This is a genomic window from Enterococcus sp. AZ156, assembly GCF_051714165.1.
Taxonomy (GTDB): domain Bacteria; phylum Bacillota; class Bacilli; order Lactobacillales; family Enterococcaceae; genus Enterococcus_B; species Enterococcus_B pernyi.
Genome location: NZ_JBIORI010000001.1, coordinates 915,522 through 927,700 on the forward strand (window position 1 = coordinate 915,522; position 12,179 = coordinate 927,700).

General features: G+C 38.0%; 13 protein-coding genes and 1 tRNA gene. 12 read left to right on the forward strand and 2 right to left on the reverse strand.

All coding sequences use genetic code 11. The features are described 5' to 3' along the window. Nucleotides 1-338 precede the first annotated feature (338 nt). Nucleotides 339-683 carry a DUF4828 domain-containing protein gene (locus IGJ95_RS04410; RefSeq protein ID WP_010735968.1) on the reverse strand — a complete coding sequence of 115 codons (345 nt, stop codon included), beginning with the start codon at nucleotides 681-683 and terminating at the stop codon, nucleotides 339-341. A gap of 173 nt (nucleotides 684-856) precedes the next feature. Between IGJ95_RS04410 and sfsA the strand changes: the two genes are divergently transcribed. The 12 genes from sfsA (at nucleotide 857) to IGJ95_RS04470 (ending at nucleotide 11,743) form a co-directional block, all read left to right on the forward strand. Continuing rightward, nucleotides 857-1,585, forward strand: coding sequence for a DNA/RNA nuclease SfsA (gene sfsA, locus IGJ95_RS04415; RefSeq protein ID WP_019722912.1), 729 nt, complete (start codon nucleotides 857-859; stop codon nucleotides 1,583-1,585). A 15-nt stretch (nucleotides 1,586-1,600) separates the two neighbouring features. Further along, entirely contained in the window at nucleotides 1,601-2,614 is a 1,014-nt protein-coding gene (locus IGJ95_RS04420) for a Gfo/Idh/MocA family protein (RefSeq protein ID WP_010735966.1), read from the forward strand. After that, nucleotides 2,614-3,891 carry a DEAD/DEAH box helicase gene (locus IGJ95_RS04425; protein ID WP_438761492.1) on the forward strand — a complete coding sequence of 426 codons (1,278 nt, stop codon included), beginning with the start codon at nucleotides 2,614-2,616 and terminating at the stop codon, nucleotides 3,889-3,891. Before IGJ95_RS04420 ends, IGJ95_RS04425 begins: the two co-directional genes overlap by 1 nt. Before the next feature lie 62 nt (nucleotides 3,892-3,953). After that, nucleotides 3,954-6,656 (forward strand): sigma 54-interacting transcriptional regulator, encoded by a 2,703-nt coding sequence (locus IGJ95_RS04430; protein WP_023519359.1) that lies wholly within the window; start codon nucleotides 3,954-3,956, stop codon nucleotides 6,654-6,656. A 151-nt stretch (nucleotides 6,657-6,807) separates the two neighbouring features. Next, nucleotides 6,808-7,125 carry a PTS sugar transporter subunit IIB gene (locus IGJ95_RS04435; RefSeq protein WP_010735963.1) on the forward strand — a complete coding sequence of 106 codons (318 nt, stop codon included), beginning with the start codon at nucleotides 6,808-6,810 and terminating at the stop codon, nucleotides 7,123-7,125. Between the two features lie 26 nt (nucleotides 7,126-7,151). Further along, entirely contained in the window at nucleotides 7,152-7,472 is a 321-nt protein-coding gene (locus tag IGJ95_RS04440; RefSeq protein WP_010735962.1) for a PTS lactose/cellobiose transporter subunit IIA, read from the forward strand. A gap of 109 nt (nucleotides 7,473-7,581) precedes the next feature. Next, nucleotides 7,582-9,042: a PTS sugar transporter subunit IIC gene (locus IGJ95_RS04445; protein ID WP_010735961.1), complete on the forward strand. Its 1,461-nt coding sequence runs from the start codon at nucleotides 7,582-7,584 to the stop codon at nucleotides 9,040-9,042. Between the two features lie 108 nt (nucleotides 9,043-9,150). Beyond that, complete coding sequence (locus IGJ95_RS04450; protein WP_010735960.1) at nucleotides 9,151-9,372, forward strand: hypothetical protein; 222 nt, start codon at nucleotides 9,151-9,153, stop codon at nucleotides 9,370-9,372. A 23-nt stretch (nucleotides 9,373-9,395) separates the two neighbouring features. Continuing rightward, nucleotides 9,396-9,578: a DUF3188 domain-containing protein gene (locus tag IGJ95_RS04455; protein ID WP_010735959.1), complete on the forward strand. Its 183-nt coding sequence runs from the start codon at nucleotides 9,396-9,398 to the stop codon at nucleotides 9,576-9,578. Continuing rightward, the gene (locus IGJ95_RS04460) at nucleotides 9,578-9,991 is read left to right on the forward strand and encodes a DUF3284 domain-containing protein (RefSeq protein WP_010735958.1); all 414 of its coding nucleotides are present in this window, start codon (nucleotides 9,578-9,580) and stop codon (nucleotides 9,989-9,991) included. Before IGJ95_RS04455 ends, IGJ95_RS04460 begins: the two co-directional genes overlap by 1 nt. A 260-nt stretch (nucleotides 9,992-10,251) precedes the next feature. Then, a complete protein-coding gene (locus IGJ95_RS04465; protein ID WP_023519360.1) occupies nucleotides 10,252-11,430 on the forward strand; it encodes a GNAT family N-acetyltransferase in 1,179 nt (392 codons plus the stop codon). Nucleotides 11,431-11,464: 34 nt separating this feature from the next. Beyond that, complete coding sequence (locus IGJ95_RS04470; protein ID WP_023519361.1) at nucleotides 11,465-11,743, forward strand: zinc ribbon domain-containing protein; 279 nt, start codon at nucleotides 11,465-11,467, stop codon at nucleotides 11,741-11,743. A 291-nt stretch (nucleotides 11,744-12,034) separates the two neighbouring features. On the opposite strand, the gene IGJ95_RS04475 is transcribed toward IGJ95_RS04470, so the two are convergent. Further along, nucleotides 12,035-12,108 (reverse strand) — tRNA-Arg (locus tag IGJ95_RS04475). Between the last annotated feature and the right edge of the window lie 71 nt (nucleotides 12,109-12,179).

Consider the following 12,179-nt stretch of genomic DNA (forward strand, 5'->3'; position numbering starts at 1 on the left):
TGTAACAAAAAAAACACAAATTGACTATTTTATGAGAAAAAAATAGGACGGAAATGTCGGTTTTTTTATTTTTCGTATTCCATCGTTTGTCCATCTTTCTAAGTAGTTATTTGAGATGTGTAGTGATCAAATAGCCGCTAATTGAAAAGTACTTTGCTCTTATCATAGCATAATTTGTTCGATCGTTGTGACCTAGAGGAAATTGCATGGATGAAACTTGTAAAACGAGACAAAGGGTTTAGAAAACAGCAATTTTCTAAACCCTTTGTCTCGTTTTTATAAAAAAGAAGTACGTTAATGAAGTGATTGGCAGTGTATCATCTACTAAGCTAGGATAATCATGATTTTTTTGATAATAAATAAGCGGAATCATTTGCTTCATCGTACAATAACATGTCGTTGTAAGAAAACGTTAGGTAAAAGCCATACTGATCTCTAACTATCAATTTTTCGGAGGTAACTTCGACTAATAGTGTTCCTAAAGAACGGTCATCAAGCCAAAAAGAATAATCAGAATGGATGGTCAGTTCATGGTGTGTTTGGCTGGTATCCGTAAATGACCAAGTTCCACAGTATTTATTCAAATGATCGACCTGTGCTTCTTTCTTTTTATGATCGAGTACTTTTTTTCCAGCAAGTGTTGCGATACCGGCAAGTAGGATATAGATGATTCTTTTTTTCATTTTTTTCCACTCCTTTGTCTTCATTTATGATAAAAGCATATTTTGCTTATTGTTCCTTTTCTTATAGTTTACTAAAGAAAGTGCATGATTTCTCTAAGACTTTCGACTGGTTTTTCAAGTGTTTTTAGTAAAAATATGGTAGGATACAGTAGTAGGGAGACAGGTGATGACTATTGGACTACCAAGATGTTGAAATTGCTTACTTCATTGAACGACCAAATCGCTTTATTGCTTTTTGTTTGAACAAAAAAGGAGAAGTAGTCAAAACTCATGTTAAGAATACAGGTAGAGGCAAAGAGTTGTTGCTTCCTGGTGCAGAGGTGGCGTTAGTACACATTCCTGGAACAAAACGTAAAACTGCCTATGATCTAATTGCTGTAAAAAAAGAGCAGCAGTGGTTCAATATCGATAGTCAGTTACCAAACCGATTAGCGATTGATGGAATTTTAGATGGGACGATCCACTTACCAAATTTAAATGGTGATATTGAGTTCTACAAACGTGAAGTGACCTTTGGAAAGTCTAAATTCGATATTTATTTAGAAACAAGTTGCGGTCAAAAAGCATTTGTAGAAGTCAAAGGGATGACCCTGGAAAACAAAGCAATAGGTGCTTTTCCCGATGCACCGACCATTCGTGGACTTAAACACGTCAATGAATTGATCCGCGCGCATCAAGAAGGCTATGAGACCTATATTCTTTTTATTGCACAATTTGAACACTTGCATCAAGCAACGATCCATGAACAGATGCAACCAGAATTAGCCACTGCTTTTCGTTTTGCTCAACAAGCAGGTGTTCAAGTAATCGTATATAATTGTCAAGTAACAGAAAAACAAGTGGTATTGAAACAAGCAATCCCATTTGACCTAAATACAGTTTTTGAAGATCCTAATTTATAGAAAGAAGGCGTAAAGATGATCCATTTAGGTATAATCGGCACAAATTGGATTACCCATCAATTTGTTCAAGCAGCATTAGCGACACGTAAGTATGAATTAACAGCTGTTTATTCAAGACATTTAGAAAAAGCGCAACAATTTGGCGCAGAATATGAAGGCGATATCGCATTCGCAACAGATTTAACTGTTTTTTTTGAGTTAGAACACATGGATACGGTCTATATTGCTTCGCCAAATAGTTTGCATTTTCAGCATGCGAAGCAAGCAATTTTGGCAGGGAAAAATGTGATTGTAGAAAAACCGGCATTTAGTACACCAAAAGAAATGGAAGAGATCATTCATTTGGCAAACCAAGAGAAAGTCTTTTTCTTTGAAGCCGCGCGAAATATCCATGAAGCTGGGTTTAAAAAAATTGCAGAATTTTTACCTTTGAAAGATGAGATCATTGGCGCAAATTTCAGCTATATGAAATATTCTTCTCGTTATGATCAAGTATTAGATGGGGAAGAACCGAATATTTTCTCTCCGCGTTTTTCAGGTGGAGCAATGATGGATCTCGGCGTTTACCTTGTCTACGCAGCTGTAGGTTGGTTTGGCAAGCCGCAAGAAGTCCATTATTTCCCTAGAAAAATAGCTACAGGTGTTGATGGATTAGGTTGGGGGATCTTGCGCTATGCTACTTTTGATGTAGCAATCCAACCGGGCAAAATTGGTGATTCATATCTACCTTCCGAGATTTATTTTGATAGTGGAACAGTGATCATGAATGGCGTCAATGCAATTGAGCAAGCAGAGTACCATGATCGTAACCACGAACAAATTGAAAAATTAGAGATCGTAGCTTCTGAAAATCCAATGAGTGAAGAGGCAGAAGATTTTGCGAATGTGATCATGAACCCTAAAGATCCACAATGGGGATTACAGTATGAAGAATGGGTCGAACTTGCACGAAACGTGAATCAAGTCGTTTATGATTTGCGAATCAGTGGTGGGATCGAATTCGATGCAGATAAAGAGGGAACTGAGTAATGACTGATTTTGTAAAACATTTTCCAACTAATTGGCAAAATAAATGGGAAGAAAAAGGGTTCACTGTCCCATCGTTTATCCAACAAGAAGTATTCACTGACTTAAAAGAAGGTAAAAGCTTGATTGCTGTTTCTCCAACCGGTTCAGGTAAGACCTTAGCTTATCTATGGCCTTTACTATTGAATGTGAAAAAAGGAGAGGTAAGTACCCTATTGATCCTTGCTTCTTCGCAAGAATTGGCGATCCAAGTTGCTGAGGTCACCCGTGAATGGGCAAAAGATTTAGCAATCTCTGTCCAATCTGTTGTGGGCGGTGCAAATGTCAAACGCCAAATCGAAGGACTAAAAAAGAAACCGGAAGTATTGGTAGGCACACCAGGTCGTGTATTGGAGTTGATGAAACAAAAAAAAATAAAGGCTCATCAAATCCAAACAATCGTATTTGACGAGGCAGATCAACTTTTTGATGAAGGAAATCGACCATTTATTGATCAAATCATTCATCAAGCGCCAACCGACTACCAATTAGCTTTCTTTTCAGCAACAGCCGATCGTTCCATCCAGCAAATCGAATCATTGACAAAACAATCGCTGAAAGTGGTCGACGTTACTAAAATGGATGATTCAAGGAAAGGACTTAGTCACTATTTTATCCGTGTTCCTGCTCGAAAAACAGAGGACTATCTAAGACGATTAGCCCATGTGGAAGGTTTCCAAGGTCTTGTTTTTTTCAACCAGTTGAGTGAGTTAGGCATGATGGAAGAAAAAATGAGTTATCGAGGAATCCGCGTGGCGAGTTTAGCATCTGACCAAAACAAGCTGTTACGAAAAGCGGCATTGAATCAATTCAAAGAAGGCAAAATCAGCATGTTGTTATCAACGGATGTAGCTGCTCGTGGGCTAGATATCGCGGAACTGCCTTATGTTGTCAATGTCGACGTTCCAATGACAGAAGAAACATATTTGCATCGTGCAGGTAGAACTGGTCGAATGGGGCAAGAAGGACAAGTCATCACCTTTGTGAATGAACATACACTAAGAGACTTAAAAAAAATGGCTCGACAAACAGAAACAGAACTCACTGAATTATTTATTTATGGGGGAGGCTTACAGACAGAAGCCCCTGAAAAAGCCCCAACAAAAATGCTCCCAAAAAAGAAAGAATTAGGAAAAAAAGAAGCAAGTGAAACAGTTACAAAAAAAGTTGCTTCTTCTCCTAAAACAAAACACAAAAACAAGCATAAAAAAGATAAAAATAAAGGAGCAAGGCGCAAATAAGCGCCTTTTTGTGTTATTATATTGAAAATGGAAACAGGTCGTTTGGTTAAAGGAGAGTTATCATGAACGAAAGACAGGAAGAAATCTTGGATTTACTTACGGAAAATCATAAAGGATTGACAGCAACGGATGTTGCGAAGCAATTAGAGATTGATCGTAGTAATGCAAGTCGTTATCTAAGTGATTTATATAAAGCGCATTACATCGTGAAAAGCACTGGCAGACCTGTAGTTTATTCTATGCCTCCCAAAAAAATAGCTTCAGATAAAGTTCATGTGGACGCTTCTACACAAGTCACTTTTGAAACCCTAGTAGGGGAGAATGAATCATTAAAAGTAAGTATCCAACAGGCTAAAGCAGCGATTTTATATCCGCCAAGAGGATTGCATACGATTATTTTTGGGGAGACAGGAACAGGGAAATCGATGTTTGCTGAATGTATGTACCATTTTGCAATCGATTCGGAAATGCTTTCTCCAGATGCCCCATTTATTTCATTTAATTGTGCAGATTATGCGCAAAACCCACAGTTGTTGTTTGGACATATCTTCGGAATAAAAAAAGGTGCTTATACAGGTGCAACACAAGATAGCCAAGGTTTGATGGCTAAAGCAGATGGGGGGATCTTATTTTTAGATGAGATCCATCGCTTACCTCCAGAAGGGCAAGAGATGCTCTTCACGTTTATCGACAAAGGCGTTTATCGCCCATTAGGGGAGAGCGCACAAGTCCATGAGGCGTCTGTTCAGATCATCGGAGCAACGACAGAATCATCTGAAAGTTTTTTGACGACATTTAACCGCAGGATACCGATGGCAATCACTTTGCCAAATCTGGCCTCTCGTTCATTAGATGAGCGGTATGAAATCATTTCCTTGTTTATCAAGCAAGAAGCGAATCGCTTGAATCAGCGGATCGATATTGAAAAAGAAGCGATTTTAGCTTTTATGTTATACGACGCAGAGGGAAATATCGGGCAAGTGAAACGTGACCTGAAATTAGTCTGTGCTAAGTCATTCCTTCATTATCGTATGCACCAAGAAGAAAAATTAGTCATTCGAAAAGAAGAGTTATCCCTGCAAGTCCAAAAAGGATTATTACGAATCAAAGAAGTCCCTGAACGATTAGATCGCTTCATGGATAGTAAGAGTCAATATTTGACATTTGAGCCAGGATTCGCTGATGTGGTTTGGTCTCGGGACCCAGAAAGAAACATGCAAGTGTACAATGATATTGAAGAAAAGGTGATGTCACTTTCTGAAACGGGTGGCGAAAATATTGATCTTGAGGCGTTGATCTCGAAAGATGTCGATGCCTATTTTCAAACGTATGTAAAAGAATTGACGAAAAGTACGATCCCTAAAGATTTACTTCCAGAAGACATCTGGCGTTTGACAAATGAGCTATACGATGTTGCTGAGAAACGACTAGACCGAATCTATAACCAAAAAGCACGCTTTGCCTTTGCCTTACATTTGCAAAGTACATTGGATCGTGTGAAAGATGGACATATGATCGTTCATCCAGACTTGAATAATATACGAAAGAAGTTCAAAAAAGAATTTCAAGTTGCAATCGATTTGTCTACGATCATTGAAGAAGATCAACAAGTAGAGATACCATTTGATGAAATTGGCTTTATCAGTATGTTTTTATCGATCAACCTCGGAGAAAGTGAACCAGTCAAAGAAAATAAAGTCGACGTGTTAGTCTTGATGCACGGGCGACAAACCGCTTCAAGTATGTTGGAGATGGCGCAAGCTTTACTCGGAACAACGATCGGTCAAGCGTTCAATATGCCATTAGAGATGGAAGTTCAATCCATGTACGAAGAAGTATTGAAATATGTAAAGAATCGTCAAAGCAATTTAACAAATGGGTTGATTTTACTGACTGATATGGGTTCACTGAATACATTCAGCGATTTGATCTATGAAGAGACGGGGATACGTACAAAAGCAATTACGATGACCAGTACCATGATCGTCATCGAAGCAATCCGGATGGCAAATGTTGGTAGAAGCTTAGAAGATATCTACCAAAGTATCCAAATGTCTTTTGAATCGATTGTCAAAGATCAATTTAAAATCGAAAAGCAGGAAATGAACGAACGGAAAAAAGCAGTGATCGTGACTTGTTTTACTGGAGAAGGGGTGGCAGCAAAACTGTATCAACGAATTGTGCCCGTTATCAATCAGGATAAAGTTGAAGTGATCCAAATGCAGTTTTTGGAACGTGAATCATTTAAACGCCACATTGATGCGTTATTGGAAGAATATGAGATCAAGGCGATTGCCGGAACTGTTGAGGTAGATTATCAAAATATCCCATTCTTCTCTGCCTATGACGTATTCGATGATGAAAAACTCAATACATTGAAACGCATCGCAGATGACGAAGTTCCGACAGCGAAAATTGTTGATTCATTAAAAGACTCATTGAATGCGATATCATCTGTTGAGCGTTTGATTCAAGCTTTGCAAAAAGCGGTCCAACAAATCCAAGCAGACTTATCGATCATCGTTGAACCAGGTGTGGATACGGGTATCGTGATCCATGTTGCTTTTTTGATTGATGGTCTAATCAAACATGAAAAATTGCGTACATTTGATGATTTCCCCATTTTTGCAAAAATGTATCGCTTAGAAATGGATATTGTTCGAACGAATTTGATCGGGATCGAACGTAAATATGGTGTGAAAATCCCAGAACATGAAATTGCTTTTATCACACAAATGTTTATAGAAAATAAAATAAAAAAATGATTGGAATTACACAGTGCACACACTAACGATTAGTGTGTGCACTGTGTTTGCTTGATTAGTGTTGTGAAAACGCTATTTTACCTATTTAGTGTTTGGCATGCTTCTTGCATTATAGTTATAGTGTAAAACCAAATTTAAAGGAGTGGAAAAAATGGAGAAAAAAACAATCATGTTAGTATGTTCTGCAGGAATGAGTACAAGTTTATTAGTAACAAAAATGCAAAAAGCAGCAGAAGAAAAAGGAATGGAAGCAGATATCTTTGCGGTTTCAGCTTCAGATGCTGACAATAACCTTGAATCAAAAAATGTAGATGTTCTATTATTAGGTCCACAAGTTCGCTTTATGAAAGCACAATTTGAACAAAAATTAGCGCCAAAAGGAATTCCATTGGATGTTATCAATATGCAAGATTATGGCATGATGAACGGTGCAAAAGTACTTGAACAAGCTGAAAAATTAATGAAATAATCAATCGTGAAGCTGGAGGTAGAATAGTGGAAGATCAACAAAATCTAGAAGCCATCATGGGATTGATCATGTATGGTGGAAATGCAAAAAGCGATGCAATGGAAGCGATTTCCGCGGCGAAAAAAGGAGATTTTGATTTAGCGGAGCAAAAAATCCGCGATGCTGAAGCCTCTCTGGTAGAAGCGCATCATTCACAAACTCAAATGCTCACGCAAGAAGCACAAGGAAATCATATGCAAGTAACGCTGTTGACTGTGCATAGTCAAGATCACTTGATGACATCGATCGCATTTACAGACCTTGCAAAAGAAATCATTGATTTATATCGTAGAACTTACGTTGAATAACCATAACACTTCTTTTTTGAACGGAAGAAGAAAAAAATTTTTGAACGGATTTTTTTAATTTGGTATAAGGAGTTATTCTTTATATAAAAACTTATAGGAGGAAGTAATAATGAATGGATTAACAAGTTGGATGGAAAAATACATCCTTCCAGTTGCCGGAAGAATCGGCGCGCAAAAGCACTTAGTGGCATTGCGTGACGCTTTTATCGGTACGATGCCTGCAACAATGGCTGGATCAGTAGCTGTAATGATCAACGCAATTATTCGTGATTTACCACAGCAATTTATTAGTACGTATGCTGACAGCTTAGCAGCAGACAAAGGTTTTTTTGCTGTATTGAATGTGATCATCGGCATCAATGGGTTCGTTTGGAATGGTACCTTAGCGATCGCCGGACTGATCTTTGCCTTTTCATGGGGATATAATTTAGCCCGTGCATATGGCGTGAATGATTTAGCAGGAGGGATCGTTGGTTTAGCAACACTGATCCAAGGAATCGCTTTTGGCCCGTCATTATCAGCTGCATTGAATGTCAATGTTCCACAAAATGTGGCAGATGCGATTAATGGCTCGGAAATTGGGGCAACGATTGCTGATGGCACTCTATCAGTTGGTTTGTGGGGATGGTTGAAATTAGATCATTTAAACGGTAACGCCTACTTTACAGTAATGATCATGGGTGCAATCTCTGTTATCATTTTCTGTAAATTGATGCTTGCTAATATCACGATCAAAATGCCTGACTCAGTACCACCCGCAGTTTCTAAAGCATTTGCAGCAATCCTACCAGCAACGATTTCATTATATGTCATCGCTATCATTAATTATGTTGTTGGACGTGTGGCAGATGGTCAACTGATCATTGATTTAGTACAAAAATATATTGCAGAACCTTTCTTAGGCTTATCACAAGGTATTGGTGCTGTATTAATCGTTACGATCTTCGTTCAGATTTTCTGGTTCTTTGGTATCCATGGTCCGAACGTATTAGCACCAGTATTAGAAGGTATTTGGGGTCAAGCACAATTGATCAACATCGATATCTTCCAAAAAGGTTACAATGGCAAAACAGGAACACCTGCAGTATTAGATGCGATTGAAGATGGTAAAGCTTACATGTGGGTACGTGGCTCATTTGATGCGTTTGCATGGTTTGGTGGATCAGGTGGAACAATCGTTCTATTGATCGCTATCTTACTATTATCAAAACGTGCAGACTACTTGACTGTAGCAAAACTTTCGATTGGACCTGGTATCTTCAATATCAATGAACCAGTGATGTTTGGTTTACCAATCGTCTTGAATGCGATCATGTTTATCCCATTCTTGGTTGCGCCGGTTGTTGCAACAACAATTGGTTGGGTAGCTACTTATCTAGGATTAGTCGCACCGGTATCCCAACAAGTGACTTGGGTCGTCCCACCGTTCTTGCTATCGTTCCTTGCAACAGGGGCAGACTGGCGGGCGCCGATTGTCACATTAGTATGTATGGTTGTGACCTTCCTGATCTGGGCACCATTTGTGATGTCAGCAAATAAAATGGATCCAGCAGCAGGAGAACCTAAATAATCAGTTGAAGTAGGGGCTATGGGCGATGACGATCCGTCAAATCCCTAGCCCTCGCTTCATTCGAGTGAAACTAAAAGTAATCAATAAAAAAAGAAAAGAGGAGAACAAATGATTTCAATCGCTAGTGCTATGCAACAAGATGCAATCAAAGAATTATTAGAAGGATACAACGAAGAAGGCATGACCTTTACATTCAAAGAAAAACAAGGAATCAAATTATTCTTTGAAACAAGTGCAGAAGATAAAGAAGCAGCTGCCAAAACAGCAAAAGAATTGATCAAAGCTCAACCATGGGGCACGGTATTATATTTCCAAGCAGCAGCAGTCTAAGAAACAAGATAAGGGTGGTTCAAATGATAAAAAATGGATTGTTTTTGTGTAGTATTGGTTCACTGATCATACTATATAGTTTAAATCCGGGAACACAACAATATGACATTTATAGTATGGTCACTGGGTTGTTTTTTGCAGGACTAGGGATTTACTTCTTTTTAAAAGGTAAGAAAAAAGAAGAAGCAAAGGAGAAAAAGAACTAATGGAAATAATTAAAACACTAAACATTCCGGCATCGTTTTTCTATGATAAAGTGATGGATTCTGTTCTTTTTGATGTCCGCAAAGCCACTGGGAAATCAGTGACACGCAAACAATTAAAGAATCTTGAATACGTCAAACAATTCTCTCAAAATAATCGTGCACGCATTATCATTGAGGAAGTCATTGATAACCAATCTTATAAATTTCGTACCTCAACGACTAAAAATGATTTTGTCGTTCATTATCAAATCAAACCAATTGATGAAAAATCGTGTGAAGTCCACTATACAGAACAAATGGAATCACACGGTATGTTGCAGAAAATGAATGATATGATCTTAGGAACGATGTTGATGTATTTTAAAAAGAGACGTTTTAAAAAGATGCTAGGGATGATTGAAGAATCCTATTAAAAGAGGATGGTAAATCAAATCGTCCATCCAAGAGGATAACTAATGATCAAAATAAGAATAAGTTGTGGAAACAACGTTTGGATCAAAAAAATGAAGCGCTAAAAACCAAAATCGTTTGTTCTATTTTGGCTTTTTAGCGCTATTTTTTGTAAATCATTTTTTGAGAGATACTACTTTGTGAAAGTAATGAAGGTCCGCTTGCTATTATAAAGAAAATAATAGTACAATTGGTATAGATATTTAAAGGGAGAAGGGAAAGTATGACGAATGTTATAAAAGAATTAGGGAACCAAGCGCTAGAAGAAATGTACGCTTTAGCAACCTATGCTTTTAATTCACAAGATACAGACGAACGACGTGAACGATTTAAAATGATTGTTGAGAATTCATGGAACTACGGCTTTTTAGATCCAGAGGGCCATTTGACAAGTCAAGTAATGGCCACACCTTTTTCAGTGGATTTCTATGGAAAAAATTACTTGATGGCTGGGATTGGATACGTTGCTTCCTATCCTGAAGCGCGAGGACAGGGCGGTATCAATCGGATCATGGAAAAAATCCTTGAAGACTGTCGAGAAAGAAATGTCACGCTGTCTTATCTAGCACCATTTTCTTATCCTTTTTATCGTCGCTATGGCTACGAACAATTATTTGATCGAATCAGCTATGAGTTGGCGAGCCGTGATATGCCAGCTGTAAAGAAAACAACTGGTTATATGAAACGGACAAGTTTTGAAGAATCAGTGGATGCCATACGATCCATTTATACAAATATGCCGGAGAGTACGCGAGGCGGTTTGGTCCGAGAAGAATGGTGGTATTCCTACAAGTTTAAACAACGAAAAGAGAATCAATATGCACTGTATTACGACCGTGAGGGGAATGCTACAGGATATGTCGTTTATAAATTAGCCGCCCCTACATTTATCATCGTCGAAATGGGTTATCTGAATCATGAAGCATTGAAAGGATTGATGCGTTTCATTGGTTCGCATAGTGGCGCATTTGATTCGTTTGAGTATACATGTGGTTTTTCTGGCTACAGTAAAAATTATTTATTGGATAATCCATTTGCTAAAACCACGATCACGCCTTATATGATGGGAAGAATCGTAGATGTTGAGAAATTTATGCAGACTTATCCATTCCGACATGCAATCAACTTTTCTATCCATGTGACAGAAGATCCGTATGCAAAATGGAACGAAGGATTTTTTGATATTTCTTATGTCAATGGAGTACTTGAAGTAAAGAAAGTCCAACAGACAGAATTACCTGTGGTCAGTGGAACGATTCAAAGCTTGACACAATTATTGTTAGGATATCAAACAGTTGAAGAGCTTGATTTCCATGAAAAAATCAAAGTAGAAGGCGCATTGGTGGCTGAACTTAGTCAATCACTGCCTAATCAACAACCAATTCTCAATGATTATTTCTGAGTGAAGACAATCAGATGATAGGAGGAACATAGAAATGGAAGCAATGACGAATTGTCAAAGTTGTGGAATGTCACTTGATTCAGTTGAGATTTTAGGGACAAACAAAAACAATAGCAAGAGTGAAGAATATTGCATTTACTGCTACAAAGATGGCGCATTTTTAACTGATTGTACAATGGATGAAATGATTGAAGAGAGTGTCCAGCACATGAATGAATCAGGCATGCTGAAAGAACAAGGCAAGACAAAGGAAGAAGCACGTGAATTCATGCATCAATTTTTCCCAGATTTAAAAAGGTGGAAACATCAATAAAGTTTATTCCAATAGCAAAAAATGGATGCTACCTCATTATCGAATAAAATGACTTCACATAATGTATTTGGTAATAAGTAAAAAATGGAATTTTATTTTTGTCGCTATTTTTTAAAGAGCAGAAATATAATAGGGGATTGTGACTTGAGGGATCTCATGATTATTAAAACTGAATAAACAGTGTCCATAAGAAATAAGCCCGTCCCCCAAAATACAAGAACAAATTTCTGGGGAGCGGGCTTATTTCTCGGAGCTGAACATCACTATCACAAACTCATGATAAGTTTAAGACGTTCCTGACTGGAATCGAACCAGCGACCTATCGCTTAGGAGGCGATCGCTCTATCCTACTGAGCTACAGGAACAAGCATCAATACTATTATTTTAGCGCTTTGAAGGCATACATGCAAGCTGATTTTTAGAGCAAAACGTTTCC